Here is a 26,054-nt window from a genome sequence, read left to right on the forward strand (position 1 = left end):
GGGCGGGGGTGAGCGGCGGGGAGGCGAGGCCGGCCACGGCTGAGCGGGCGGGCGCCGGGACGGAGGCGAGGGGCTGCACGGGCACCGGACCTGAGACCGGAGCCGCCGGCCGCCCCCCCCGGCATCCGGTCCGGCGCCCGGCCACGCCCCGCGCGGCCGCCGCCACTGTCAGTGGCCGCCGCTAGTCTCCCTCGTATGGCTGTTTCTACGTCCCCGGAAACGCCGATCCCGGTCGGCGAGGTGTCCCGGCTCATCGGCGGTTGGATCGACCGGCTCGGCGCGGTGTGGGTGGAGGGGCAGATCACCCAGCTCTCGCGGCGGCCCGGCGCGGGCGTGGTCTTCCTGACGCTGCGCGACCCCTCGTACGACATCTCGGTGAGCGTGACGTGCTACCGCCAGGTCTTCGACAAGATCGCCGACGTGGTGAGCGAGGGCGCCCGGGTGGTGGTGCACGCCAAACCGGAGTGGTACGCCCCGCGCGGTCAGCTCTCCCTGCGGGCCGCCGAGATCAAACCGGTCGGAGTGGGTGAACTCCTCGCCCGGCTGGAGCAGTTGAAGAAGTCGCTGGCGGCGGAGGGGCTGTTCGCGGCGGACCGCAAGAAGCCACTGCCGTTCCTTCCGCAGCTGATCGGGCTGGTCTGCGGCCGGGCGAGCGCCGCGGAGCGGGACGTCCTGGAGAACGCCCGGCACCGCTGGCCGGCCGTCCGCTTCGCGGTGCGCAACGTGCCGGTGCAGGGGGTCCGTGCGGTCCCCCAGGTGATCGGCGCGCTCCAGGAGCTGGACGCGCTGCCCGAGGTGGACGTGATCATCGTGGCGCGCGGCGGCGGCAGCGTGGAGGATCTGCTGCCGTTCTCCGACGAGCAGCTCATCCGGGCGGTGGGCGCGGCCGTGACCCCGGTCGTCTCGGCGATCGGGCATGAGCCGGACACCCCACTGCTCGATCTGGTCGCCGATCTGCGCGCCTCGACACCGACGGACGCGGCGAAGAAGGTCGTGCCGGACGTCGGCGAGGAGCTGGCCCGGATCGGGCAGCTGCGGGAGCGGGCCCGGCGCGCGATCGACGGCTTCGTCCAGCGGGAGGAGCGGGGGCTGGCCGCCGCGCTGCAGCGGCCGTGCATACAGCGGCCGCAGCGGATGGTCGAGGACCGCGAGGAGCAGGTCACGGCGCTGCTGGCGCGCGGCCGGCGGACCCTGGGGCATCTGCTGGACCGCGCCGACTCGGAGCTGACGCACACCCTCGCGCGGGTGGTCGCGCTCTCCCCGAAGGCGACGCTGGAACGCGGCTATGCGGTGCTGCAGAAGCCGGACGGGACGGCCGTGCGCAGCCCCGCCGAGGTCGCCGCGGACGAGGAACTGCGGGCCAGGGTGGCCGAGGGCGCATTCCGGGTGCGGGTGGACGGCCCCCCGGACGCCGCCGCACCCCCCGCATAGGACGAAGACGGACTCATACGGACTCTTAGGGTGGGACACATGGCGAAGGCGAAGACGGACGGCGCGGCGGACGCGGAACAGGGCGCGGCGGCCGGCACGGAGACCGGAGTGGAGCCGCTGGACTCCACGCTCGGCTACGAGCAGGCGCGGGACGAACTGATCGAGGTCGTCCGCAGCCTGGAGGCGGGCGGCACGACGCTGGAGGAGTCACTCGCGCTGTGGGAGCGCGGCGAGGCGCTGGCGAAGGTCTGCCGCCGCTGGCTGGACGGCGCCCGGGCCCGCCTGGACGCGGCGCTGGCGGAGTCGTCGGACGAGGCGGAGACGGAACGCGCCTAGGGTCTGCCGTGTGGATCAGACCGGGCTCGCGGGGTCCGGCACGCATGTGAACCAGGTCACAATTACTCAGATTTAGTTGAAACTTAACCTATCTGGATTACGGTAATTTCCGGTAGAACCCTCCAGTGGCCACAGCAACCACACGGTCCGCTGTGTGCCGCTGATCCTTGCCCCCAGCTGACCACGAGGTGCTCTTGATGTCTCTCGCCCTTGACGCCACCGCGCAGGACCTTCTCTTCCGGGAGGCCCAGACCGCCAACACGTTCACGGACGAGCCCGTGACGGACGAGCAGATCCAGGCCATCTACGACCTGGTGAAGTTCGGCCCGACCGCCTTCAACCAGTCGCCGCTGCGGATAACCCTGGTCCGTTCGCAGGAGGCCCGTCAGCGCCTGGTCACGCACGCCATGGGCGCCAACGGCCCGAAGACCCTCAGCGCGCCGCTGACCGCGATCCTCTCCGTGGACCTGGAGTTCCACGAGAAGCTGCCGCAGCTCTTCCCGCACGCCCCGGGCATCAAGGACGCGTTCTTCTCCGAGGCCGCGACCCGCGAGACCGCCGGCACCCAGAACGCCACCCTCCAGGCCGGCTACTTCATCGTGGGCGTCCGCGCCGCCGGCCTGGCCGCCGGCCCGATGACCGGCTTCGACTTCACCGGCATCGACAAGGAGTTCTTCGGTGACGGCAAGCAGAAGTCGTTCCTCGTGATCAACATCGGCAAGCCGGGCACCGACGCCTTCTCCCCGCGCTCGCCGCGGCTCACCTTCGACGAGGCCGTCACCGCCGTCTGAGCCCCGCCACGCCCCCGCAGGGCCCTGCGCAACGAGGAGGCCGCCGCATCCCTTCCGGATGCGGCGGCCTCCTCGTCCACGCGGGCCCACCGGCGGTTTCCCGCCCGTCCGGCCCCTTTTCCAGCCTTTTCGCAGGCGAGCGCCCACGTCGTACGCAGGTCGGCGACTCAGGCCTTTCGCGGACCGGCGCCGGTCAAACCTTTCGCGGACCGGCGCCGTTCAAGCCCTTCGCGGACCGGCGCTCAAGCGGTCCGCAGCCCGGCCCTCAGGTCTTCTTCGCGACCAGCGCGGCGGCCAGATCGGCGAGCCGCCCGTACGGCGCGGTGCCCGTGACGACCGTGGTCACCCCGGGCTCCTGGCGGACCAGCGCCCGGTACTTGTCCCCCTCGTAGCGGTCCCACTTCTTGCTGCCGACGGCCTGCTTGCCCTCGACCTTGGTCGCGCCGAGCGTGACGTCCTTGATGAACTGGCGCGGCGCCGCGTCGCTCTGCTCGATGGACGCGTACTGCTGCTCCGGGTCGAGCATGCCCAGATGCCAGGCGCCGCCGTTGCCGTCCTCGCTCGCCCGGTAGGAAACGGAGGTGGCGCGCCAGGTCTTGGGCAGCCCCTGGGGTGCGGCGACCGGGTACGGCGCCGCCCGCCGGGCGGTGATCAGCTCCACGCGGTAGTCGACGGTCTTGACCGCCGCCTTCTCCGCGTCGGCGCTCTCGTCGTGCGGGATGAAGACGTAGATCACCCCGACGAGAATGCCGATCACTGCCAGTGACAGGACCATGTCCCGCACCGTCTGCCTGCCTCGCATACCTGCCACGCCCCTATCGTCCCCCATCCCCGCGTCGGCTCCGACACACCCCCCGGCAAAGCCCCCCACCTGCGCATTCGCCCCGGATCCCGACTCCCCGGCGGCCGCTCATGCGAAGGGCCCACTGCTCATTTTGGCGCCCGGAAGATACTGTGAGCCTCTGGGGAGACCCCACAGTGCCTCTGGGGAAACCTCCGCACCGCCGCACAGCCACCCTCGTCCTTCACGGCCGTCGCCGTACAGAAAGGTCGCTCGATGACCGAGCATCATCTCCCGTCCCAACTCGAGGTCAGCCCCGAGGCCCCGGACCGCAACCTCGCCCTGGAACTCGTCCGGGTCACCGAGGCCGGTGCCATGGCATCGGGCCGCTGGGTGGGGCGAGGTGACAAGAACGGCGCGGACGGCGCGGCGGTGAAGGCCATGCGCGCCCTGATCCACACCGTGTCGATGAACGGCGTCGTGGTCATCGGGGAGGGCGAGAAGGACAACGCCCCGATGCTCTACAACGGCGAGCGGGTGGGAGACGGGACCGGCCCGGAGTGCGACGTGGCCGTGGACCCGGTGGACGGGACGACGCTGACCGCCAAGGGCATGGCGAACGCCGTGTCCGTGCTGGCGGTGGCCGAGCGCGGCTCGATGTTCGACCCGTCCGCGGTCTTCTACATGGACAAGCTCGCCACGGGCCCGGAGGCCGCCGACTTCGTCGACATCACGGCGCCGGTGGCGGTGAACATCAAGCGGATCGCCAAGGCGAAGAAGTCCGCGGTCGAGGACGTCACCGTGGTCATTCTCGACCGGCCGCGCCACGAGGGCCTGGTCAAGGAGGTCCGGGAGGCCGGGGCCCGGATCAAGTTCATCGCCGACGGCGATGTCGCCGGCGCGATCATGGCGGCCCGCGAGGGCACCGGCGTCGACCTGCTGCTGGGCATCGGCGGTACGCCCGAGGGGATCATCGCGGCCTGTGCGCTGAAGTGTCTGGGCGGCTCCTTCCAGGGCAAGTTGTGGCCCAAGGACGACGAGGAGCGCGAGCGCGCGCTGGCGGCCGGGCACGACCTGGACAAGGTGTTGGAGATCGACGACCTGGTCCGCGGTGACAACGTCTTCTTCGTCGCCACCGGCATCACCGACGGAGAGTTGCTGCGCGGCGTGCGCTACCGCGCCGAGAACGCCTACACCCAGTCCCTGGTGATGCGTTCCAAGTCCGGCACGATCCGGCAGATCGACTCCCAGCACCGGCTGTCCAAGCTGCGTGCGTACAGCTCGGTGGACTTCGAGCGCCCCAGCTGACGGCGCCCCGGCGGCCCTGCCGACCGTCGACCACACACTTCGCCCCCGCCGGAGACTCTCCGGCGGGGGCGAGGTGTCCCATACGCCCTGTGGTGTCTGACGAGCCGAAGCCGATGTCGCGGTGGTCAGCCTGCCGCGGGCAAATGGGCCGCACGCTGGAGTTCGGACTCCCGGCGCCGCCGCCGGGTCAGCACGACCCGGCGCTCGGCCGCGGTCAGCCCGCCCCAGACGCCGTACGGCTCGGGCTGGAGCAGTGCATGCTCCCGGCACTCGACCATCACCGGACACCGGGCGCACACCCGCTTTGCGGCCTCCTCCCTGGCCAGCCGCGCGGCGGTCGGCTCCTTCGACGGAGCGAAGAACAGCCCGGCCTCGTCCCGGCGGCACACCGCCTCCGAATGCCAGGGACCGGCTTCGTCACGATCAGGCACTTGCGGGGGCGGTACGACAGCGGCATCCTGCAGGGTCTGATGCGGTAGCAGCACGGTCCACTCCTGACGACGGCTTCGGCGAGAGAATCACCCTTGCCCGTCTCGCTGCGCACGGCCTTTTTTCGCACCCCGCAGCCGCACGAGAGACGATGCACCAGCCCTACCCGCTGTGCGCACGCTTATGCACACCGTGGCGATCGTGCGACAACAAGAAAACCGCCGCTGACGGCCTGTCCCGCGCGGCCCGTCGACCCATGGCCCGGGGAACGGACTCCGCCCCGGGCCATCCGCTCACTTGCGGAAACGGTCCCGGCGTTCGCGGCGTTCGGAGCGCAGCTGCTCGTGCATGTCCCGGCGCTCCCGGCGCAGGTACTCATGGCGCTCGCGGTGCTCCTCGCGCAGTTGCTCGTGCCGCTCGCGGTGCTCCTCTCGCAGCTGGTGCCGCAGCTCGCGGCGCCCTTCGCGCAGCCGGTCGCGCAGATCGCGTATCCAGGCGCCCCGCTTGGGCCGGGCCTCCACGCTGCCCAGGACGGCATAGCCGTTGACCAGGACCTGCGGGGCGTCGGCGTCCTCCGCGTCGTTGGCCTCGACCTCGAAGCTGCCCAGCACGCCGGAGCCGTTGCTGCGCAGCGTGATGTTCTCCGGCACCCGGATCTCCACACTGCCGAAGATCGACGTGGCATTGATCTGGACCTGCTGCTGCGGGAAGACCGCCTCGGTCAGATCGATCTCGACCGCGCCGAAGAGCGCGAAGGCGTTGATCCGCGCGGGAACCTGCCAGCGGCCCTTGCGGATCGAGGCGCTGAAGATCGCGACGAGGTTCTGGTCCGGGACCGGGGCGCCGCCCCCGTAGGCATCGCCGCCGGGGCCCGGCTGCGGACGGCCGCCGCGCGCCGCGGGCAGATCCCGCAGGACGGGCTCCAGTTCCCCCATGGTCTTGGCGCGGTAGACCGTGTCGATCCGCTCGGCGTGCTCCTCCGGATCCAGCCGGCCCTCCGCGAGGGCCTCGCGGAGGATCTCGGCGACCCGGTCGCGGTCCGCGTCGGACGCGCGGATGTCGCCCTCGGCCACCGCGGCGGGTGCCGGCTTGGTCAGCTTCACCGGCTGCCCGTCCTGCCGCGGGTCCTGCTTCTGAAGCGGTCCGGTCTGAAGCGGTTCGGGCGGGGTGTCAGGGCCCGGTCGTCCCCCGTTGTCTGCATCCACCACCCCAGCGTACCGAAACGCGATAGATCGCGACCAGGGATCTGCCGGAGCTGTGTGTGCCGACTGAGCCTTACCTCACAGCCGTGCCGGGCCGCCAGGGTTCTACGCTGTTCAGGCGCTGCCGTAGACGCCAGCCGGACCTCTCCGAGTAAGGAATGACCTTCGATGCCGGAATTCGCCTACACCGACCTTCTCCCCGTAGGTGAGGACACCACCCCGTACCGCCTCGTCACCTCGGAGGGCGTCAGCACCTTCGAGGCCGACGGCCGGACGTTCCTCAAGGTCGAGCCGGAGGCGCTGCGCAAGCTGGCCGCCGAGGCGATGCACGACATTTCGCACTATCTGCGCCCGGCCCACCTCGCCCAGCTCCGCAAGATCCTGGACGACCCCGAGGCCAGCGCCAACGACCGCTTCGTCGCGCTCGACCTGCTCAAGAACGCCAACATCGCCGCGGCAGGTGTCCTGCCCATGTGCCAGGACACCGGCACCGCGATCGTCATGGGCAAGCGCGGCCAGAACGTGTTGACCGGGGGCGGCGACGAGGCGGCCCTCTCCCGCGGCATCTACGACGCCTACACGCAGTTGAACCTGCGGTACTCGCAGATGGCCCCGCTGACGATGTGGGACGAGAAGAACACCGGCTCCAACCTCCCGGCGCAGATCGAGCTGTACGCGACCGACGGCGGCGCCTACAAGTTCCTCTTCATGGCCAAGGGCGGCGGCAGCGCCAACAAGTCCTTCCTCTTCCAGGAGACCAAGGCGGTCCTCAACGAGGCCTCCATGATGAAGTTCCTGGAGCAGAAGATCCGTTCGCTGGGCACGGCGGCCTGCCCGCCGTACCACCTCGCCATCGTCGTCGGCGGTACGTCGGCCGAGTACGCCCTCAAGACCGCCAAGTACGCCTCCGCGCACTACCTCGACGAGCTGCCCGCCGAGGGCTCCCCCACCGGCCACGGCTTCCGCGACAAGGAGCTGGAGGACAAGGTCTTCGAGCTGACGCAGAAGATCGGCATCGGTGCGCAGTTCGGCGGCAAGTACTTCTGCCACGACGTCCGCGTCGTCCGCCTGCCCCGCCACGGCGCGTCCTGCCCGGTCGCCATCGCGGTGTCCTGCTCCGCGGACCGCCAGGCCGTCGCGAAGATCACCGCTGAGGGCGTCTTCCTGGAGCAGCTGGAGACCGACCCGGCCCGCTTCCTCCCGGAGACGACGGCCGAGGAGCTGACCGAGGGCGCGGGCCCCGACCTCGACGCGGTCGCCATCGACCTCAACCGCCCGATGGACGACGTCCTCGCCGAGCTGACCAAGCACCCGGTCAAGACCCGCCTGTCCCTCACCGGCACCCTGGTCGTCGCCCGCGACATCGCCCACGCGAAGATCAAGGAACGCCTGGACGCCGGCGAGGAGATGCCGGAGTACCTCAAGAACCACCCCGTCTACTACGCCGGCCCGGCCAAGACCCCCGAGGGCTACGCCTCCGGATCCTTCGGCCCGACCACGGCCGGCCGGATGGACGCCTACGTCGAGCAGTTCCAGGCCGCCGGCGGCTCCAAGGTGATGCTGGCCAAGGGCAACCGCTCCCAGCAGGTCACCGACGCCTGCCACGCCCACGGCGGCTTCTACCTCGGCTCCATCGGCGGCCCGGCCGCCCGCCTCGCCCAGGACTGCATCAAGAAGGTCGAGGTCCTGGAGTACGAGGAGCTCGGCATGGAAGCCGTCTGGAAGATCGAGGTCGAGGACTTCCCGGCCTTCATCGTCGTCGACGACAAGGGCAACGACTTCTTCCAGGACCCGGCCCCGGCCCCGACGTTCACCAGCATCCCGGTGCGCTCGGGAAGCTGACGCACCCGCAGGACCCCACAGAGCCCCTGACGTTCCGTCGGGGGCTCTGCTGCCGTTGGCGACCACAGGTCCGCCATGCCTCACCGATGACGAGGACAGGCGCAGGGCGGCCATGCCTGGCTGAGCCCGTACGGGTCGAATCGGTCACCGGCCACCACATGGACCGACACCTGTTCCTCCGTCACCACGCCCTCGCGGGTAGTGCTGTAGACCCGCAGCGTCATCAGCGACTTCCTGGGCGGCGGGCCCGGCGGCGTGGATGCGGCACTCACCAGACCACCTCCGCGGGCTGCGGCCGGCGCTCGTAGGCGGCGTAGTAGGGGCGGACGAGGGGCGTGGCGTCGCCGTCCACCCTTGGTTCGGCGGGCCTGCGGCGGCGTACGCGCCCCGGCAGCGGCGGCGGGTTCCAGGGCCGTACGAGGACCGTACGGACGGCCACCGGGCAGTGGTGCGCCGAGGGGGCGGATGCCCGGTGCCGCCCCGACGCCCGCGGAATGAGTAAAGCCCGCACCCAGGCGAGGCAACGGGCAATAGGCTCCACCATGTTGACGCTCCTTGTGGATCAAGCGTTGGCCATGCCCCGGGGCCGTTGTGGCGGTCGCCGGGGTAATCACCTTCTGTGCCCTCATGGTTGCTCTGTGCTGGCTACGATCGACAGAGGGTTGCTGTCCCAGATCACATTCGGGACAGGGAGGGACAGGCCAATGACCTTCGAAGCGCGAGAACTCACCCCGGACCGCTCCGTACGTGACCTCTTCGGCGCGGAGCTGCGCCGCCACCGAGAGAGGGCAGAGATGTCACTGAGACGTCTTTCAGAGGTGGTGAACTACAGCAAGTCCCAACTCGCCCGCATCGAGGCGGCCGAGTCACTGCCGTACGACGACCTGCCCACGAAGCTGGATGTGTGCTTCGGCACCGGCGAGCTCTTCGCCCGATTGCACACCCTCGCCAAGAAGGAGCCCTTCCCGGGCAAATACCGCCGCGTCATCAGCGAAATCGAGAGCCGGGCCGCGGTCATCGAGGAGTACGCGTGCGCCACCGTCCCGGGCCTTCTCCAGACCCGGGAGCTTGCCGAGGAGTCATTTCGCTTCGGAAACCCCTACGCCCCGGATGCCGAGGTGGAAGACCTGGTGCAGGCCCGAATGGATCGGCAGGCTTTGCTGGAGAGGCCCAAGCCGCCACGCTGCTGGTTCATTCTCGACGAAGCGGTGTTGCGCCGCCCCGTCGGCAAGCGAAAGGTGATGTACCAACAGCTGGCATACCTGATCAAGACGGGGATGAAGCCGCATGTCACCGTCCAGGTACTGCCGTTCGCAGCCGGCGGGCACGCCGAGGCCGGCGGCTCTCTCATGCTCTACACGCTGCCCCACCAGCCTTTGACGGCCTATGAGGAAGGCAGCCACTCCGGCACCATCATCGAAAATCAGAACGACGTGGCAACCCGACGGCAGAACTACGATCTGCTCAGGGCCATGGCCCTCTCGCCCCGCGACTCCGAGGCGATGATCCGAGTGGCAATGGAGGACTGGACGCCATGCGAGCCGCCCCTGACCTGAGTAGTGCCGTCTGGCGCAAGAGCAGCTACAGCAACAACGACGGAGGAGTTTGCGTCGAGGTAGCCGACCACATCCCCGGCCTCGTCCCCGTCCGTGACAGCAAGAATCCGCACGGGCCCGCCCTGCTCGTCCCCGACCAGGCCTGGAGCGCCTTCATAGCGGGCCTGAAGGGCGGCTGCCCCGCAGGCAGGTGACATCGGTCCGGTGCCCGGGAACAGATCGCGGTTCCCGGGCACTGACATAGGTATGAGCGACAACAGCGACGCCGGTGGTGCCGGCGGCTTCAGGACCGAGCACGACTCGATGGGCGAGGTGCGGGTGCCCGCGCACGCCAAGTGGCGGGCGCAGACGCAGCGGGCGGTGGAGAACTTCCCGCTGTCCGGACAGCGGCTGGAGCGGGCGCACATCGAGGCGCTGGCCCGGATCAAGGGCGCGGCCGCCCTGGTCAACGGCGAGCTGGGCGTACTGGACAAGGACATCGCGGCGGCGATCCAGGAGGCGGCGGCGGCCGTCGCCGAGGGGCAGTGGGACGACCACTTCCCCGTCGACGTGTTCCAGACCGGGTCCGGGACGTCGTCGAACATGAACGCCAACGAGGTCATCGCGACGCTGGCGAGCGAGCGGCTGGGCCGGGAGGTGCACCCGAACGACCACGTCAACGCGAGCCAGTCGTCCAACGACGTCTTCCCGTCCTCGATCCACATCGCGGCGACGTCCGCCGTCCTCAACGATCTGATCCCGGCGCTGGAGCATCTGGCGGAGGCGCTGGAGCGCAAGGCGGAGGAGTTCGCCGAGGTCGTGAAGTCGGGACGGACGCATCTGATGGACGCCACGCCGGTGACGCTGGGGCAGGAGTTCGGCGGCTATGCCGCCCAGGTGCGGTACGGCGTCGAGCGGCTGCGGGCCTCGTTGCCGCGGCTGGCGGAACTGCCGCTGGGCGGCACAGCGGTGGGCACCGGGATCAACACTCCGCCCGGCTTCCCGGCGGCGGTGATCGCCGAGGTGGTGCGGGTGACCGGGCTGCCGCTGACCGAGGCGCGCGACCACTTCGAGGCGCAGGGGGCGCGCGACGGGCTCGTGGAGACCAGCGGGCAACTGCGGACGATCGGGGTCGGGCTGACGAAGATCGCGAACGACCTGCGATGGATGGCGTCCGGGCCGCGTACCGGACTGGCGGAGATCGCGTTGCCGGATCTGCAGCCGGGCTCGTCGATCATGCCGGGGAAGGTCAACCCGGTGGTCCCGGAGGCGGTGCTGATGGTCGCGGCGCAGGTCACCGGGAACGACGCGACGGTGGCGGCGGCGGGGGCGGCCGGCAATTTCGAGCTGAACGTGATGCTGCCGGTGATCGCGAAGAATGTGCTGGAGTCGGTGCGACTGCTGGCCAATGTGTCGCGGCTGCTGGCGGACCGGACGATCGACGGCATCACGGCCCACGCCGAACGGGCCCGGGAGTACGCCGAGTCGTCGCCGTCGGTCGTCACCCCGCTCAACAGGTACCTGGGGTACGAGGAGGCCGCCAAGGTCGCCAAGCGGTCCCTGGCCGAGCGGAAGACCATCCGTCAGGTCGTCCTGGAGGGCGGGTATGTCGAGCGGGGGCTGCTGAGCGAGGAGCAGCTGGACGAGGCGCTCGACGTGCTGCGGATGACCCGCCCGCCACAGCCGTAGCGGCAGACGTTACCCGTCCGTCACGCATGGTGCGGCTCATGTCACGGCGGGCGTCATGCGGCGCCTCTAAGATCTGCGCATGACAGCGGACACGGTGGACACGACGGAGGGCGGCACGGCCGGCGGGTGCGGGACGCCCCGGGCGCGGCGGGCGGCGGACGGAGCCCCGGGCGGGCGGCGTTGGGCGCCCGGGGACCACATCCTGTGGCGTTATCGCGACAACGCCGACGCCGGGCGGTTCCACATCTGCCGTCCCATGACCGTCGTCCAGGACACCGAGGACCTGCTGGCGGTGTGGATGGCACCCGGTACCGCGTGCATCAAGCCGGTGCTCGCCGACGGCACTCCGGTGCACCGCGAGCCGCTGTCCACCCGCTACACCAAACCGCGCCGGACCACCCGCGACCAGTGGTTCGGCACCGGCGTGCTGAAGCTGGCCCGGCCCGGCGACCCCTGGTCGGTGTGGCTGTTCTGGGAGCGCGGCTGGCAGTTCAAGAACTGGTACGTCAATCTGGAGGAGCCGCGCCGCCGTTGGTCGGGCGGCGTGGACTCCGAGGACCACTTCCTCGACATCTGTGTCTATCCGGACCGGCACTGGGAGTGGCGGGACGAGGACGAGTTCGCGCAGGCGCAGCGGGACGGGCTGATGACCGACGCCCGTGCCGCCGAGGTCAGGTCGGCGGGCCGGGCCGCGATCGCACAGATCACGGCCTGGCACGGTCCGTTCGCCGACGGCTGGGAGGGCTGGCGGCCCGATCCGTCCTGGCGGGTTCCCGCGCTTCCGCAGGACTGGGACCGCGCGCCGGATCGTTTGCGGTCGTAAGGGAGTGAAGCGGAACGACGGGAGTAAGAGGGCGAACCGTGGAAAGGTGCGCCTATGGGCAAAGCTCTTCCTCGCGGGGCGTGGAGCGGGGCCGAGCCCCCTTGCTGCGCCCCCGGCCGTCAAACGTAGGATCGTCCTCCGCAAGACTGCACAGGCGCAACTCCAGAACTGGAAAACGAACTTGACCGCGGTCGCAGGAGGGGCGAGGTCGTGAGCGCGACTAGCTACGACGGATACGAGGGTCTGAACCGGTTAGCACTGGACCGGGCCGGCCAGGCCGAGGCGTTCGACGCGATCGGCGACCGGTACGACGACGCCTTCCCGCACAAGGAGGGCCAGCTCGCCTCGGGCGCCTGGCTGTCCGAGGCGCTGCCGGCCGGCTCGCGCATCCTGGACCTGGGGTGCGGTACGGGTCTGCCGACCGCCCGTCAGCTCTCGGCGGCCGGGCACCGCGTGGTGGGTATCGATCTCTCCCCCTCGATGGTCACCCTGGCCCGCGAGCACGTCCCGGGCGCCGAATTCCACCGGCTGGACATCGCCGATCTGCGCGGCGGCCGACTCGGTTGCCCCGGCTCTTTCGACGGTGTCGTCGCTTATTTCTCGCTTCTGATGCTGCCCCGTGCGGAAATCCCTTACGCACTGGGCCTGCTGCATGATCTGCTACGTCCCGAGGGGCTGCTGGCCCTGTCGATGGTCGAGGCGGATGTGGACGACTTCACGATTCCGTTCCTGGGCAACTCGATCCGGGTATCGGGTTACCTGCGGGACGACCTGCGCCGGGTCGTGCGCGACGCGGGTTTCGACGTCGTCGGGGAGGACGCCTACGCATACGCCCCGGCGAGTACGGACGTACCACCCGAGATCCAGCTCTTTCTGCACCTGCGACGTGCCTGAGACGCAGCGCGTCGGGCGTGGCCGCCCCAGCGGCACGCCCGGCACCGCGGCGCGTTTGGCGCACAGCCCCGGACGGATGGAATCCCACGCGTGACGGAGCACCCCACCTCCCACGAATCGCGGCAGTCGGCCCCGACCGCCGCGCCCTCGCTGTCCCCTGCCCGCGGGCAGGCCCAGGCGGCGCCGCTCGGCGCGGTCCCGGACCCGCGCAGCGCCCTGCAGCAGCCGGCCGCACCGGGGTTCGCCCCGGTGCCCGGCAGCGGGTTCGCGGTGCGCGGCGGTGACGACATAGGCCTCGCCGGTGCCGCCGTCACGGCTTCGGCGGGCGCGCCGGGCGGCCGCTTCGATGACGAACCGGCCGCCGACCACGGCGCGGCACGGCGGGACCCGTCGGCGGACGCGGACGGCGCCGCCGGCCACACCGGCGGGCGTGCCGGCGAGCACAACCGCGACGGCGAGGCCGTCGCACCGGACGCCTCGCTCCGGGACGGGGAGGCGTATGGCGACGCGTACGGGGAGGTGCCCATGTCGGCGAGCGGACGGCCGGGCGGCGCGGCGGACGGGGGCCGGGAGGCGACCCGTGCCGGGCAGCGGGTGGCGCGGGGCGCGACGGGCCGCGCCGAGGCGCCCGGGCCGGGCGAGGAGCCGCAGCACGAGCCGCATCCGCGGCACGGCGGCGAGCGCATCGGGCGGCCGCGTGAGGGCGGCGGTCCGGGCGGCGGGCGGTCGTGGCCGCGCGGCGGCGAGCCGGGCGGGACGGTGCCGGAGCAGTCGCCGCCGCACGAGGGGCGGTCGGCGGTCCCGGATGCCCCGCACGCCGGGGTGTCGCGGGCGGCGGCCGGGGAGACCGCCGGGGCCCAGGCGCCCGGACCGGCGGGACCGCCGCCGGCCCGCTCGGCGCATCCGGGCGAGAGCGGTGAGGTGGCGGCGGCCCGGCAGGCGGGCGGGGACCGGCTGCGGTTCATCGGGGCGGCGACCCGGCGGATCGCCCGCGGCATAGACCTCGACGAGATCGTGCTCGGCCTGTGCCGGGCGACGGTCCCGACGTTCGCCGACGCGATCCTCGTCTATCTGCGGGACCCGCTGCCGGTCGGTGACGAACGCCCGACCGGCCCGGTGGTGCTGCGGCTGCGCCGCACCGACCGGATCCCGGAGGAGCCGGACACCAACGGCGGCCGGCTGCCGATGTTGCCGGCCCAGCCCGATCTGGGCCCGGCGATGGGCGGCAGCGCGGCGGAGCTGGCCGAGGTGCAGCCCGGCGGGCCGCTGGCCGAGGTGCTGCGGGGCGTACGGCCGCTGTTCGGCGAGGCCCAGGCGGCGCGGACGGCGCTGCCGGAGCTGCTGGGTCCGGATCCGCGGCTGCCCGGCGGTCACCGGGTGATCCTGGCGCCGCTGCGCGGCCGCCGCCGGGTGATCGGTGCGGCGGTGTTCCTGCGCCGCCCGGACCGCCCGGCGTTCGAGCCGGACGATCTGCTGGTGGCGGCGCAGCTGGCGACGCACACCGCGCTGGGCGTGGACAAGGCGGTGCTCTACGGCCGGGAGGCCTACATCGCCGACGCGCTGCAGCGCACGATGCTGCCGGACTCGCTGCCGCAGCCGACCGGGGTCCGGCTGGCCAGCCGCTATCTGCCGGCCGCCGAGACGGCCCGGGTGGGCGGTGACTGGTACGACGCGATCCCGCTGCCGGGCAGCCGGGTGGCGCTGGTCGTCGGCGACGTCATGGGGCACTCGATGACCTCGGCCGCGATCATGGGCCAGCTGCGCACCACCGCGCAGACCCTGGCCGGTCTGGATCTGCCGCCGCAGGAGGTGCTGCACCACCTCGACGAGCAGGCCCAGCGGCTGGGCACGGACCGGATGGCGACCTGCATGTACGCGGTCTACGACCCGGTCGCGCACCGGATCACCATCGCCAACGCGGGCCATCCGCCGCCGGTGATGCTGCACCGCGGCGGGCGCGCCGAGGTGCTGCGGGTGCCGTCGGGTGCGCCCATCGGCGTCGGCGGGGTGGACTTCGAGGCGGTGGAGCTGGACGCCCCGGCGGGCGCCACGCTCGTCCTCTATACGGACGGTCTGGTCGAGTCGCGGATCCGGGACGTGTGGACCGGTATCGAGCAGCTGCGGGAGCGGCTGGCGGAGACGGCCCGGCTGACGGGCCCCAACCCGCCGCCGCTGGAGCCGATGTGCGACGAGGTGCTGGACATGCTGGGCCCCGGCGACCGCGATGACGACATCGCGCTGCTGGCGGCCCGGTTCGACGGGATCGCGCCGAGCGACGTCGCGTACTGGTATCTGGACCCGAAGGCGCAGACGGCCGGGCAGGCGCGTCGGCTGGCCCGCAGGGCGCTGGCGCGCTGGGGCCTGGACGAGCTGACCGACCAGCTGGAGCTGCTGGTCAGCGAGGTGGTGACCAATGCGGTGCGGTATGCGGAGCGTCCGATCACGCTGCGGTTGCTACGAACGGACGTACTGCGCTGCGAGGTCGGCGACGACGTCCCCCAGCTGCCGCGGCTGCGCCAGGCCCGGCCGTCGGACGAGGGCGGGCGGGGCCTCTACCTCGTCAATCGGATGGCGCGGCGCTGGGGTGCGACGCGTCTGAGCATGGGAAAGGTCGTCTGGTTCGAGCTGAGCATGCCGCCGGGGGTGCAGCGGCGCTGACGCCGCGCGGGCGCCCGGCCCGTGTCCCACATGTTGGACCCCGTCTGAGATCGGACGGGGTCCAACTCTTGCCGACATGCCGTCGGGGGAGTTGACTGCTTGGGTGGGCTTAAGGGGCCAACTTCCCCAATTCGGGACCGACCGACCCTCTACTCCCACTCGTCGAGCCAGGAGGCGCTGCTCCATGACCAGCACGCACCACGTCCCGCACACGACGAACAACGCCGGAATTCCGGTCGAGAGCGACGAGCATTCGCTGACCGTGGGTCCGGACGGCCCCATCCTGCTGCAGGACCACTACCTGATCGAGAAGATGGCCCAGTTCAACCGCGAACGGGTCCCCGAGCGGGTGGTACACGCCAAGGGGAGCGGCGCGTACGGCTCCTTCCAGGTCACCAACGACGTCAGCCAGTTCACCAAGGCGGATCTCTTCCAGCCGGGCAAGACGACCGACATGCTGGCCCGCTTCTCGACCGTCGCGGGCGAGCAGGGCTCCCCCGACACCTGGCGCGACCCCCGCGGCTTCGCCCTGAAGTTCTACACCGAGTACGGCAACTACGACCTGGTCGGCAACAACACCCCGATCTTCTTCGTCCGTGACACGATCAAGTTCCAGGACTTCATCCGCTCCCAGAAGCGTCAGCCCGGCAGCGGTCTGCGCGACCACGACATGCAGTGGGACTTCTGGACGCTGTCGCCGGAGTCGGCCCACATGGTCACCTGGCTGATGGGCGACCGCGGCATCCCCAAGACCTACCGCCACATGAACGGCTACGGCTCCCACACGTATATGTGGATCAATGCCGGCGGCGAAAAGTTCTGGATCAAGTACCACTTCAAGACGGACCAGGGCATCGACTTCCTCACCCAGGAGGACGCGGACCGGCTCGCCGGTGAGGACGCCGACTTCCACCGCCGCGACCTCTACCGCGCCATCGACACCGGCGACGCACCGTCGTGGACGCTGTATGTCCAGGTGATGCCGTTCGACGACGCGCCGGACTACCGCTTCAACCCGTTCGACCTGACCAAGGTGTGGCCGCACGGCGACTACCCGCTGATCGAGGTCGGGCGGATGACGCTGAACAAGAACCCGGAAGATTACTTCATCCACATCGAGCAGGCGGCCTTCGAGCCGTCCAACATGGTGCCGGGCATCGGCCCCTCCCCCGACAAGATGCTGCTGGGCCGGCTGTTCTCCTACCCGGACACCCACCGGTACCGCATCGGCCCGAACTATCTGCAGCTGCCGCCCAACCGGCCGCACGTCCCCGTCCACTCCTACGCCAAGGACGGCCCGATGCGGTTCGACCCGGCCCGGGTGGCCCGGCCGTACGCACCCAACTCCTATGGCGGGCCGGCGGCGGACACCGAGCAGTACGGGGACCCGGCGGGCTGGCAGACGGCCGGCGAGATGGTGCGCGAGGCCACCCGGCCGCGGCGCGACGACGACGACTTCGTCCAGCCCGGGACGATGGTCCGCCAGGTCCTCGACGACGCGGCCCGCGACCGGCTGGTGCACAACATCGCCGGGCACCTCGCCGAGGACGTCACCAAGCCGGTGCTGGAGCGTGCGTTCCAGTACTGGCGCAACGTCGACAAGCACCTCGGCGACCGGATCGTCAAGAAGTTCAACGGCGGCTGAGGCACCGCACCACCCAGGGCCCGTGGAGGGCGGGGCAGGCGCCCGGAGCGTGGGGGCTCCGGGCGCCTCACCGTGTCCGGGGCGCGGCGGGCGGGGCGGGAGTCCCCGCCGGGTCGGCGCGGTGCGCGTCGATGAGGACGGCCAGCCCGTCCAGCAGCGAGGTGAGCCCGATCTCGAACAGCTCGTCCAGGCGCAGGTCGTAACCGCCCTCCCCGAGCGCCTCGATGACCCGGGTGAACGTCGGATGGTCCCGGGACGCGGTGAGCGCCGCGAGCGCAGGGGCCTGGGCGTCCAGCCACTGGTCCGACGAGAGTCCGGTGGCGCTCTCGGCCTGGGCCTCCCGTTCCAGCTGGACGGCGAGGCCCTGCACATGGCTGTAGAGGAGCACGTTCTGGTTGAGCATGGCCGCCGGGCCGAGGCCATGGCCGTCGAGGGCGCTCAGCATCCATTCGGAGTAGGCCATCAGGTGGGGCAGCAGCAATGGCCGGGTGAGCGGGCCGAGCTGGGCCAGCCAGGGGTGTGCGCGGTGGACGGCCCAGAGCGCCCGGGCCCCTGCTTCCAGCCGGGCCCGCCAGTGGCCGGAGGCGTCGGCCGGGAGGGCGGCCTCGGCGAAAACCGCGTCGGCCATCAGCAGGACCAGGTCGTCCTTGCCGGTCACATAGCGGTAGGGGGACATCGTGGCGGCGCCCAGGCGCGCCGCGACCGCCCGCATGGACAGCGCGGCCAGCCCTTCCGCGTCGGCGATGCCGATGGCGGTGCGCACGATGCGCTCCCGGGTCAGCTCGCGCTCCGCGGCGGGGGCCGGGCGGGGGTGCCGGGCCCCGGCGGCGCCGCGGGACGGGGCCGCCACCACGGTCCCCACGCGGGCCCGGGGCTGCACCAGCCCCTCCTGGCGCAGCGCGGTCAGCGCCTTCGTGGCGGTGGCCAGGGCCACGTTCCACTCCTTCGCGAGCTGACGCGTCGAGGGAATCCGGTCGCCGGGGGCGAGTTCGCCGTCGGTGATCTTGCGCCGCACCTCGGCGACGATCCGCAGATAGGGCGGGACGGAGGGTTCAGCCACGGCGCTCTCCTTTGACCTGTACTAGGACAGAGGCTACCAGCGAAGACCCTGCCCTAGCGCCCTCCTGTACTAGTACAAGGGCCTCTGAGCTGCGAAAATATCCCACGGAAAACGCTTGGCGATGCTGCGCGTACGGCGTACATTCAGAGCTCCACACCACACGCGTACACCGTACGAAGGGGCTGTCGTGAAGACCGTACTCATCTCCGGCGCGAGCGTCGCCGGGCTCACCCTCGCCCACTGGCTGCGCCGCCGCGGCTTCGCGCCGACCGTCGTCGAGCGGGCCCCCGGTGTGCGCCCCGGCGGCCAGGCGATCGACGTCCGCGGGGTGGCGCTCGACGTCCTCGACCGGATGGACCTGCTGGCCCCGGCCCGGGAGGCGCGCACCCGGCTGCGCGGGATGTCGATGCTCGACGGCGACGGCAACGAACTCTGGCGCAGCACCGAGAGGACACTCAGCGGCGGCCGGCTCGACAGCGGGGACATCGAGCTGCTGCGCGAGGACCTCACCCAGCTGCTGTACGGGCGGGCCCGCGACGGCGTGGAGTACCTCTTCGACGACTCCGTCACCGCCCTGGTCCAGGAGCCGCACGGCGTCCGCGTCGACTTCGAGCGCGGCCGGAGCCGGCCGTTCGACCTCGTGGTGGGGGCGGACGGGCTGCGCTCGACGGTGCGGCGGCTGGCCTTCGGCGCCGAGGGCCCGTTCTTCCGTCCGCTCGGCGGGTACGTGGCCGTCTTCAGCACCGAGAACTTCCTGGACCTGGACGACTGGCAGGTCTGGCTGCAGGGCGGCGGCGCCAGCACGTGCGTCTACCCGGTGCGCCACAACACCGAGTTGCGGGTCACCCTCGGCTTCACCGCGGAGCCCCTCGCGCTCGACCACCGCGACACCGAGCGGCAGAAGGCGGAGCTCGCCGCGCGGATGTCCGCGCTGGGCGGCGACACCCCGCGGCTGCTGAAGGCGATGTGGCAGGCGTCCGACTTCTCCTTCGACGCGATGGCCCAGATACACCTGGACCGCTGGTCGGACGGCCGGGTGGGGCTCGTCGGCGACGCGGGCTACTGCCCGTCCCCGCTGTCCGGGCAGGGCACCAGCCTGGCTCTGGTGGGCGCCTACGTCCTGGCCGACGAGCTCGGTCGGGCAGCGGGCGACCACCGCACCGCGCTGCGCCGCTACGAGGAGCGGCTGCGCCCGTTCGTCGGCCTCAACCAGGCGCTCGCCACGGAGAATCCGGGCCAGGGCGCCGCCGAGGAGTCCCTTGAGCGGGCCAAGAACGCCTTCCGCCTCGACGGGTGACGAAAAGGGGCGCCCGGCGATCCGGACGCCCCTTCGTTCCGCTTACCCCGCCGGCCCGTCCAGGCCCGGACGACAGGCCCTAGTTCACCGACGGAGCGTCGGGCACCTGAGCCCAGATCCCGATCGTGCCCATGCCGGCGCACCACTCACCGGGCCGACCGGCCATGCGCTGCCACTCCTCGAACCGAGGGGCTGCGATCGCCAACGGGTTGGCGCTGCCGTTCAACAGCTGGAACGTGATGCGCAGCCACTCCATCCCGGGTGAACCGCTCTCATGGAGGGGGACGTCGCAGTCGACCACGATGTTCTCAAGACCGTGCGCACGGTACAGCTCCGGCAATTGCCGCCCCCAGCGCGCCGCGAACCCGTTGGACTCCGCGGACGTCATGGCGGCTGCCATCACGTCCCTGTGCAGCTGTGGGCCCAGAGCTGCGGACGCGAACCAGTCCGCCTCTTCCAGGAACAGGTAGCCGCCGGGAGCTACCGCGTCGATCAGCTTTTTGAGGACGTCTTCACGTTCACGGATGTGCCCCAGCACCAGACGCGTGTGCACCAGATCGAAGGCCGCCCGTGGCAACGGATCGGTGCGAAGGTCCGATTGGACAACGTCGATGGCGTCGGACCCGACGTCCACCAGTTCGCTCACGTCCAGCTCGGTCGCGGTCACGTGCCCGTTCGGCCCGACCTGTTCGCTCAGCCACCGCGCGATCGAGCCGCCACCGGCCCCGGCGTCCAAACAGGACCATCCCGTTCGGACGCCTATACGGTTGAGCCGACTGATACTCGTGTCGTCGTACGTCAGCTCCATCACGGCCACCCGACGACTCGCGTCGGGCAGGTCACTTCTGAAGAAGTATTCGGCTGCGCCTGTCTGCGACACCACGCTCGTCCACCTCCACCCCACTTCGCCGAAGTATCTTCCCGCTCGATGTCCGAGGGATCTTTCCACGACCGACGAACGTGATGTCGGTGGCCGTGATGCCGAGTTCGGCAGAGAGCGCGGAACGTATGCGAGCGGACATGCTGTCCTGAGCCGCCGGCGCCCGCTCGTGGGATTCGACGATCAAGCCCAGCCCGCTGCTGTCGTGCCCCTCGGCCTGATGAGCCAGCACACCGTGCACACGAGGGCCGACGGCGTCCCGGACCACCGATTCGATGTCACTCGCGTAGTGGTTCGCCCCGAAGACGATGACCGTCTCCTTGCTGCGCCCGACGATGTAGAGCTCTTCCTCGTGCCGGACCCCGAGGTCACCCGTGGCGACCCAGCCGCCTGGACGAGCCACCTGCCGGGTCGCTTCGGGATGACGCTCGTAGCCGGCCGTGACCGAAGCGCCGCGGACCTGGATCTCACCCACGAGACCATCTCCGAGCGGTTCGGCCTGTGCACCGACGAGCCGGACCTCCATCCCGGCAACCGGTCGGCCCACCGACACCAGTTCCCGGCAGGCGCCCGGGGTGCCCGTCACTGCTTCGCAGCGCCCTCGGCCCAGCGCCTCACGGGACACCCGGAGCGTCTTCGTGGGCCGGCCGAGCGGCGGGAACGTGACCGCCAACGTGGCCTCGGCGAGCCCGTACGCCGGCAGGAATACGGTCTCCGCAAGACCGGCCCGGGCGAAGCGCCGGATGAACGCCCGCTGCAACCGCTCGTCCACTGGTTCCGCACCGTTCACCGCGATCCGCCAGGCCGACAGGTCCAGGTCGCCCACGGCCTCGGGTCCGGTGCGCTGCAGCGCGTACCGGTACCCAGAATCCGGCGCCATGGTGAAAGTGGCGCGGACCCGGGTGATCGTGCGCAGCCAGTTCACGGGATCACGGAGAAACTCCTCCGGCGGCTGCAGATGGATGTCGACATCGTGCAGGGCCGGCGTGAGGAAGGAACCGATCAGGCCCATGTCGTGAAAGAGCGGCAGCCAGTTGCACCCGATATCCGCGTCCGTCAGGCGGGTGCCCGACGCGATGGCGTGCACCCCGGCGGCCACGTTGCCGTGGCTGAGTACCACCCCCCGCGGATCGCTGCTCGTCCCCGACGTGTACTGGACCAAGGCTTCATCCGAGTCCGCCCGATCCACGAACGTCGCCTTCTCCGCCATGAGGCCTCGCACGTCGACCACCGCGGCCGGGCCGGACGCCGTCGGCCTCGCCCGAGTCAGCACCGGGGCGATCGACTCGCTGGTCAGGACGAGTCGCACGCGTGACTGACGCAGCGCCGTCGTGGTACGGCGGAGGTAGGTTCGCGGCGAACTGAAGGGAGCGGGTGCGGGCAGCGGCACCGCCACGGCTCCGGCAGCCAGCACGCCGAAGAAGGCCCTGACGAACTCCACGGACGTGGGCAGCACCACCGCCACGCGATCGCCGGGCACCACACCGCGGGCCAGCAGACCGGTCGCGACCCTCCCCGCCTGCTGGTACAGGTCGCGGAAGCTGAGCGCGGCGACTTCCCGACCTCGGCGCACTATGTGTACACCATGACCGGAGCGGCGCCCGGCCACTCTTCCGAGACCCTCGACAAGGCTCACGACGAGACGGCCGAGTCGGCCTCGACGGTCACGATCTGGTCGATCACGGCGGCGAACTCCCGCACCGTCCGCACCTCGAAGACGACGTGGTCCTCGACCTCGATATCGAAGTGCTCCTCGACGTCAAGGACGATCTGCAGCGCATGTATCGAGTCGAACCGGGGCAGCGAGCGCAGATCGACGTCCACCGCCACCTCCTCGTCGGATATCCCCAGACGATGCGCAACGAAGTGCCGAACCGAATTCTCCGTGTCCACCTCGTGAATTCCTTTCCTGAACGGGCAGGCGGGAATGTGACGCCAGGGCCTAGGACCGGCGAGCCATGCTGCGCAGCTTCGCCTTGATGTCGCGCGGCGTCTCCAGCGAGTCGTCGTCGACCATGAGCCTGATGATCGACATCGCGGTGGCGTCGGCGGCGTCCACAGCGTCGCGCTGAATGGTCTCGATCCTTCTGATGCCGTCGGTGGACGTCGAATGTGGATAGAACACGCCGGCCGGGTGCTTGATTCCGTTGCGCCGGTCGGCCAACCAGATGTACGCCATGCGCAGCGCGGCAACCTGATTCGCCGCATTCCCGTCACAGAGCTCTCGCATGAACACCGAGAATGCCCGGCAGTGCCGCGCCTCGTCCCTGCCCAGCAGTTTCCAGATTCTCCTGATGACGGGTTCGGGGACCTGCGCGGACAGTGCCTTGTAGAGTGCCGACGCGCGGGCCTCGGAGATCACGTTCATCATGAGGGTCGCGGCGCGGACATCGCCCTGCGGATACGGCTCTCGCTTGTAAAGGGCGTGCTTGGAGCGCACTTTGACGCCGATGCGATCGAGATACCGTGCCTGGACGAGCGAGTGCCTGGCTTCCTCGGCGCCCCACATCAACACCCACGAAGAGAAGCTGGCCTCGTCCTGCCACTCGCGCAGGAAGTTGTGGGCCCCGGGCAGGGTCCCGAATTCGATGACCGCCGCTTCGGTCAGGAAATCCACGTCACGCTCGCTCAGCATGGTGCGGTCGATCGTGCCGAGATCGACCTCGTTCCAGTCCCACCTCGTGGTCTCGAACCAGTCGAATATCTTGTTGAATGTCATGTCGAGGTAGAAGTGGGTGTACAACTCGTCCCTCATCAAGGCGCGGTGAGCGCGCATGGCCAGTTCGGCCGACTGGCCGATACCCTCCTCGCCCACGGCCGAAGGCGGGACGGCATCCTCGACGTCCCAGGTCTCGAACCAGCCCGGGACGGGGCCACCGGCACCCGGATCGACCACATACGCCCTGGTCCGGTCGAACCTGCCGACGGACCTCAGATCGCGAACCGCCGACAGCGCCGACGCCTCCGCGCCGACGTACACCACGCCGAGGTCGGCCTGCGGATCCAACTCGTGCAGGTACCGCTCCCAGTCCGCTCGCTCCGGCCGGTCCACGGTGATCCTGCCGAACCTCGGCAAGACCATCTCCTCGGCGGTCGAGGCATCCGGGGAAAGCCCCAACAACGCTATGCGGGTATCACCACTCACGGCGATCCTTTCCGGGCACGTCGACAGGGTGCGCACGTGGATCGGGCACACCTGTCGGGGGAAGGGAACGGGACATGCGGGCCATCACCTTGACGCCGGATCCGGCGCCGCCGCCGGGCCGAGCAGCACGGGAAGACATTCGAGGCTGTTGCTGACGAACGACGGGACGGGGGTCGGATTCCACTGCTGCTCCGGGGTCGCCAGGGATGCGTGCGGGAAACGGCTGAAGAACCCTGCCAGCGCGGTCTCCAACTGCAGGCGTGCGAGGTGGACCCCGACGCAGAAATGGGGACCGTGACCGAATCCGAGATGCCCGGCCTGTCGCCGCCGGATATCGAACTCGCCGGCGTCGGGGCCGTGCTGGGCGGGATCCCGGCCGGCTGATCCGAAGGAGGACAGAATGGCCTCGCCCTTCTTGATCACTGTTCCGCCGATCTCGATGTCTTCGAGCGGGTAGCGCATCGGGAACTGGTTGACCGCGCCGTTCCAGCGCATCGTCTCCTCGACCACCGCGCTCCACGGCCACTGCCCGGACCGCACCAGAGCAAGCTGCTCAGGATGGGTGAGCAGAGCATGGGAGGCGTTCACGATGACGTTGATGATGCTCTGGTGCCCTGCGAAGAACATCAAAAGCACCGTGCCGACGAGTTCTTCCTCGCTCAATCGATCGTCATCGCTCAGGGTCGCCTCGATCAGCGAGCTGATCAGATCGTTCTGCGGCGCAGCACGCCGTTCCGCAATGATGTCGTGCAGGAGATCATTGATGTGTCCGTCGATCTCCACCACCTGTTCCGGTGAATTGTTGGTGCGTGTCTGCACACCGGTGAGCACGTGCAGCGTGCGCCTCTTCCGCTTCGGGATGCCGAGCAGGTCCGATATCACGGTGGTCGGAATCGGGTAGGCGAACAGGGAACGCAGGTCCACCGGCCGGTCCGCCGGCCGACCGGCCAGCCGATCGAGCAGCGAGGCCACGAGTGCCTCCACGTGAGGGCGCATGGCCTCGACACGCGCGGGCGTCAGCGCCTGATCCACCAAGCCACGTAATCGGCGGTGTTTCGCACCGTGCGAGTTGATCACGCTGTTGGTGGCGACGAAGCCGATCAGCGGCCAGCCGTCCGGCACTTCGCCGCGCGCCATCGCGCCCCAATGCTCTATTCCCTTGGCCACTCGGGGGTCGGTCAGCACCTTCCGGAGGTCGTCGTGGTGGGGAATCGCCCAAGCCTGTACCCCACCGGGTAACTCCACCCGCACTGCCCGGCCCGCTGCCCGCAGGCGCGCGTTTTCGGCGTGCTGGTCGGTGCCCTTGACATCCAGGACGAACGGGCACGGTGGCTGGTGGGTTGATGCGGTGTCAGCGTCCACGGCGCTCCTGTTCCGGCATCGCGTCACGGTGCGGCGCTCGCATCATCCGAGGAAGCAGCGCCGAGGAATTGACGGACAATGGCAGCGAATTCTTCTGGATTTTGAAAGAGAAACGCGTGGCCGGCGTCCTGGAAGACCCGCATGACCGCATTCGGTAGGTGTGCGGCCAGGAGTCGCCCCTTCTCGGGATCGACCATGACGTCGAGTGCTCCGTGCGCCACCAGCGTGGGCTGTGTCATCCGCGCGAGTTCGGTCAGGGCTCCCGGATCCGGAAGCCCCCACGCCGTTGCCGCCGCGATCTGCGCCTGCCAGGCCGACCGGCTGACGCTCCGATCCGGGTCCGGCCGGTGCTGACCGAGCCGGCGGATGAAGTCGACTCCCTTCTCGCGACCGGCAGGATTCGCCGGAAAGAAAAGGAACAGGAGGTCTTTGGGGCCGAGCACCTCCTTGGTGGCGGAGGTGTGGGCCCGTCCGCCGAGTGCGAGATCCCCGCCGGTGCCGCGTGGTGCCGTGCCGGCCAGGATCACGCGCCGTACCAGGTGGGGGTGGTGGAGCGCCACTTCTTGGGCGACGTAACCACCGATGGAGAATCCGAGCAGATCCACCTCGGTGAGCTGAAGGGCCCGTATGAAAGCGTGGATGTGCCGCGCCATCTCTTCCACGGTGTGCGGGGTTGTGCCGCCGGAAAGTCCGATACCCGCGTTGTCCACCAGGAGAACCGGCCGTTCGGCCGCGATCTCGCTGATCAACAGCGGGTCCCACATATCGAGGTTGGCGCGGAAATGGGAAAGCAGCAATAACGGAGTCTGCGGACCGTCACCAAAGCGCCGATAGGCGTAGCAGACTCCGTTGGAAGCTTCAACGAAGTGATTCCGCATCAATCTCCCTTCTCGATACAGGCGTATCGACGGGAAATTCCATGAGTACCCCACCGCTGTCTACTCGA

At 70.2% G+C, this 26,054-nt stretch carries 25 protein-coding genes; 13 read left to right on the plus strand and 12 right to left on the minus strand.

Annotated features, from left to right (window positions below; translation table 11 throughout):
* The first annotated feature begins 195 nt into the window (after window positions 1-195).
* The 3 genes from xseA (at window position 196) to EST92_RS09915 (ending at window position 2,558) form a co-directional block, all read left to right on the plus strand.
* The gene (gene xseA / locus EST92_RS09905; protein ID WP_174243972.1) at window positions 196-1,431 is read left to right on the plus strand and encodes an exodeoxyribonuclease VII large subunit; all 1,236 of its coding nucleotides are present in this window, start codon (window positions 196-198) and stop codon (window positions 1,429-1,431) included.
* Window positions 1,432-1,470: 39 nt separating this feature from the next.
* Entirely contained in the window at window positions 1,471-1,767 is a 297-nt protein-coding gene (locus EST92_RS09910; protein WP_129280572.1) for an exodeoxyribonuclease VII small subunit, read from the plus strand.
* 197 nt (window positions 1,768-1,964) lie between these two features.
* Complete coding sequence (locus EST92_RS09915; protein WP_129280573.1) at window positions 1,965-2,558, plus strand: malonic semialdehyde reductase; 594 nt, start codon at window positions 1,965-1,967, stop codon at window positions 2,556-2,558.
* A 265-nt stretch (window positions 2,559-2,823) separates the two neighbouring features.
* On the opposite strand, the gene EST92_RS09920 is transcribed toward EST92_RS09915, so the two are convergent.
* Window positions 2,824-3,360: a DUF4245 domain-containing protein gene (locus tag EST92_RS09920; RefSeq protein ID WP_129280609.1), complete on the minus strand. Its 537-nt coding sequence runs from the start codon at window positions 3,358-3,360 to the stop codon at window positions 2,824-2,826.
* Between the two features lie 255 nt (window positions 3,361-3,615).
* Here EST92_RS09920 and glpX point away from each other — a divergent pair, with 255 nt between their 5' ends.
* Window positions 3,616-4,647, plus strand: a complete 1,032-nt coding sequence (gene glpX, locus EST92_RS09925) for a class II fructose-bisphosphatase (protein ID WP_129280574.1) — start codon at window positions 3,616-3,618, stop codon at window positions 4,645-4,647.
* 125 nt (window positions 4,648-4,772) lie between these two features.
* On the opposite strand, the gene EST92_RS09930 is transcribed toward glpX, so the two are convergent.
* Both EST92_RS09930 and EST92_RS09935 read right to left on the minus strand, forming a co-directional pair.
* Entirely contained in the window at window positions 4,773-5,132 is a 360-nt protein-coding gene (locus EST92_RS09930; RefSeq protein ID WP_040898418.1) for a WhiB family transcriptional regulator, read from the minus strand.
* A gap of 237 nt (window positions 5,133-5,369) precedes the next feature.
* Window positions 5,370-6,281 carry a DUF1707 domain-containing protein gene (locus EST92_RS09935; RefSeq protein ID WP_343283784.1) on the minus strand — a complete coding sequence of 304 codons (912 nt, stop codon included), beginning with the start codon at window positions 6,279-6,281 and terminating at the stop codon, window positions 5,370-5,372.
* A 165-nt stretch (window positions 6,282-6,446) separates the two neighbouring features.
* Here EST92_RS09935 and EST92_RS09940 point away from each other — a divergent pair, with 165 nt between their 5' ends.
* Window positions 6,447-8,120, plus strand: coding sequence for a fumarate hydratase (locus tag EST92_RS09940; RefSeq protein ID WP_129280575.1), 1,674 nt, complete (start codon window positions 6,447-6,449; stop codon window positions 8,118-8,120).
* 80 nt (window positions 8,121-8,200) lie between these two features.
* On the opposite strand, the gene EST92_RS31580 is transcribed toward EST92_RS09940, so the two are convergent.
* Together EST92_RS31580 and EST92_RS09950 are read right to left on the minus strand one after the other, a co-directional pair.
* Complete coding sequence (locus EST92_RS31580; protein WP_129280576.1) at window positions 8,201-8,392, minus strand: hypothetical protein; 192 nt, start codon at window positions 8,390-8,392, stop codon at window positions 8,201-8,203.
* Entirely contained in the window at window positions 8,389-8,664 is a 276-nt protein-coding gene (locus EST92_RS09950) for a hypothetical protein (protein WP_129280577.1), read from the minus strand. The genes EST92_RS31580 and EST92_RS09950 overlap by 4 nt, the downstream gene beginning before the upstream one ends.
* A 160-nt stretch (window positions 8,665-8,824) precedes the next feature.
* Between EST92_RS09950 and EST92_RS09955 the strand changes: the two genes are divergently transcribed.
* The 7 genes from EST92_RS09955 to EST92_RS09985 all read left to right on the plus strand — a co-directional run bounded on the left by EST92_RS09955 (window position 8,825) and on the right by EST92_RS09985 (window position 17,364).
* Complete coding sequence (locus EST92_RS09955; protein ID WP_129280578.1) at window positions 8,825-9,676, plus strand: helix-turn-helix transcriptional regulator; 852 nt, start codon at window positions 8,825-8,827, stop codon at window positions 9,674-9,676.
* Window positions 9,655-9,870: a DUF397 domain-containing protein gene (locus tag EST92_RS09960; RefSeq protein ID WP_129280579.1), complete on the plus strand. Its 216-nt coding sequence runs from the start codon at window positions 9,655-9,657 to the stop codon at window positions 9,868-9,870. Before EST92_RS09955 ends, EST92_RS09960 begins: the two co-directional genes overlap by 22 nt.
* Before the next feature lie 52 nt (window positions 9,871-9,922).
* Window positions 9,923-11,344: a class II fumarate hydratase gene (locus EST92_RS09965; protein WP_129280580.1), complete on the plus strand. Its 1,422-nt coding sequence runs from the start codon at window positions 9,923-9,925 to the stop codon at window positions 11,342-11,344.
* Between the two features lie 79 nt (window positions 11,345-11,423).
* A complete protein-coding gene (locus tag EST92_RS09970; protein ID WP_129280581.1) occupies window positions 11,424-12,167 on the plus strand; it encodes a DUF402 domain-containing protein in 744 nt (247 codons plus the stop codon).
* 210 nt (window positions 12,168-12,377) lie between these two features.
* Window positions 12,378-13,061, plus strand: coding sequence for a class I SAM-dependent methyltransferase (locus EST92_RS09975; RefSeq protein WP_129280582.1), 684 nt, complete (start codon window positions 12,378-12,380; stop codon window positions 13,059-13,061).
* Between the two features lie 525 nt (window positions 13,062-13,586).
* A complete protein-coding gene (locus tag EST92_RS09980) occupies window positions 13,587-15,719 on the plus strand; it encodes a SpoIIE family protein phosphatase (RefSeq protein WP_254068739.1) in 2,133 nt (710 codons plus the stop codon).
* Between the two features lie 184 nt (window positions 15,720-15,903).
* Entirely contained in the window at window positions 15,904-17,364 is a 1,461-nt protein-coding gene (locus EST92_RS09985) for a catalase (protein WP_129280584.1), read from the plus strand.
* Window positions 17,365-17,431: 67 nt separating this feature from the next.
* Here the strand turns inward: EST92_RS09985 and EST92_RS09990 are convergent, their stop codons facing one another.
* The gene (locus tag EST92_RS09990) at window positions 17,432-18,424 is read right to left on the minus strand and encodes a GntR family transcriptional regulator (RefSeq protein ID WP_129280585.1); all 993 of its coding nucleotides are present in this window, start codon (window positions 18,422-18,424) and stop codon (window positions 17,432-17,434) included.
* Between the two features lie 187 nt (window positions 18,425-18,611).
* Here EST92_RS09990 and EST92_RS09995 point away from each other — a divergent pair, with 187 nt between their 5' ends.
* Window positions 18,612-19,721, plus strand: coding sequence for an FAD-dependent monooxygenase (locus EST92_RS09995; RefSeq protein WP_129280586.1), 1,110 nt, complete (start codon window positions 18,612-18,614; stop codon window positions 19,719-19,721).
* A 79-nt stretch (window positions 19,722-19,800) separates the two neighbouring features.
* Here the strand turns inward: EST92_RS09995 and EST92_RS10000 are convergent, their stop codons facing one another.
* From EST92_RS10000 to EST92_RS10025, 6 genes are all read right to left on the minus strand, one after another.
* On the minus strand, window positions 19,801-20,604 hold the full coding sequence (locus EST92_RS10000; RefSeq protein ID WP_129280587.1) for a class I SAM-dependent methyltransferase: 804 nt from the start codon (window positions 20,602-20,604) through the stop codon (window positions 19,801-19,803).
* The gene (locus EST92_RS10005; RefSeq protein ID WP_254068727.1) at window positions 20,561-22,210 is read right to left on the minus strand and encodes an AMP-binding protein; all 1,650 of its coding nucleotides are present in this window, start codon (window positions 22,208-22,210) and stop codon (window positions 20,561-20,563) included. The genes EST92_RS10000 and EST92_RS10005 overlap by 44 nt, the downstream gene beginning before the upstream one ends.
* Window positions 22,211-22,233: 23 nt before the next feature.
* Window positions 22,234-22,494, minus strand: coding sequence for an acyl carrier protein (locus tag EST92_RS10010; RefSeq protein WP_254068729.1), 261 nt, complete (start codon window positions 22,492-22,494; stop codon window positions 22,234-22,236).
* Between the two features lie 49 nt (window positions 22,495-22,543).
* Window positions 22,544-23,746, minus strand: a complete 1,203-nt coding sequence (locus EST92_RS10015; protein ID WP_254068731.1) for a ferritin-like domain-containing protein — start codon at window positions 23,744-23,746, stop codon at window positions 22,544-22,546.
* A gap of 84 nt (window positions 23,747-23,830) precedes the next feature.
* Window positions 23,831-25,108, minus strand: a complete 1,278-nt coding sequence (locus tag EST92_RS10020; protein WP_129280589.1) for a cytochrome P450 — start codon at window positions 25,106-25,108, stop codon at window positions 23,831-23,833.
* A 23-nt stretch (window positions 25,109-25,131) separates the two neighbouring features.
* Window positions 25,132-25,986 carry an alpha/beta hydrolase gene (locus EST92_RS10025; RefSeq protein ID WP_129280590.1) on the minus strand — a complete coding sequence of 285 codons (855 nt, stop codon included), beginning with the start codon at window positions 25,984-25,986 and terminating at the stop codon, window positions 25,132-25,134.
* Window positions 25,987-26,054 lie beyond the last annotated feature (68 nt).

Source organism: Streptomyces sp. TM32 (genome assembly GCF_004122755.1).
Lineage (GTDB): Bacteria > Actinomycetota > Actinomycetes > Streptomycetales > Streptomycetaceae > Streptomyces > Streptomyces sioyaensis.

Bases quoted from the DNA above. Each gene is read 5' to 3' on its own strand.
- xseA (WP_174243972.1), top strand. From the start codon at position 196: ATGGCTGTTTCTACGTCCCCGGAAACGCCGATCCCGGTCGGCGAGGTG.
- EST92_RS09910 (WP_129280572.1), top strand. From the start codon at position 1,471: ATGGCGAAGGCGAAGACGGACGGCGCGGCGGACGCGGAACAGGGCGCG.
- EST92_RS09915 (WP_129280573.1), top strand. From the start codon at position 1,965: ATGTCTCTCGCCCTTGACGCCACCGCGCAGGACCTTCTCTTCCGGGAG.
- EST92_RS09920 (WP_129280609.1), bottom strand. From the start codon at position 3,360: ATGCGAGGCAGGCAGACGGTGCGGGACATGGTCCTGTCACTGGCAGTG.
- glpX (WP_129280574.1), top strand. From the start codon at position 3,616: ATGACCGAGCATCATCTCCCGTCCCAACTCGAGGTCAGCCCCGAGGCC.
- EST92_RS09940 (WP_129280575.1), top strand. From the start codon at position 6,447: ATGCCGGAATTCGCCTACACCGACCTTCTCCCCGTAGGTGAGGACACC.
- EST92_RS09950 (WP_129280577.1), bottom strand. From the start codon at position 8,664: ATGGTGGAGCCTATTGCCCGTTGCCTCGCCTGGGTGCGGGCTTTACTC.
- EST92_RS09955 (WP_129280578.1), top strand. From the start codon at position 8,825: ATGACCTTCGAAGCGCGAGAACTCACCCCGGACCGCTCCGTACGTGAC.
- EST92_RS09960 (WP_129280579.1), top strand. From the start codon at position 9,655: ATGCGAGCCGCCCCTGACCTGAGTAGTGCCGTCTGGCGCAAGAGCAGC.
- EST92_RS09965 (WP_129280580.1), top strand. From the start codon at position 9,923: ATGAGCGACAACAGCGACGCCGGTGGTGCCGGCGGCTTCAGGACCGAG.
- EST92_RS09970 (WP_129280581.1), top strand. From the start codon at position 11,424: ATGACAGCGGACACGGTGGACACGACGGAGGGCGGCACGGCCGGCGGG.
- EST92_RS09980 (WP_254068739.1), top strand. From the start codon at position 13,587: ATGTCGGCGAGCGGACGGCCGGGCGGCGCGGCGGACGGGGGCCGGGAG.
- EST92_RS09985 (WP_129280584.1), top strand. From the start codon at position 15,904: ATGACCAGCACGCACCACGTCCCGCACACGACGAACAACGCCGGAATT.
- EST92_RS10025 (WP_129280590.1), bottom strand. From the start codon at position 25,986: ATGCGGAATCACTTCGTTGAAGCTTCCAACGGAGTCTGCTACGCCTAT.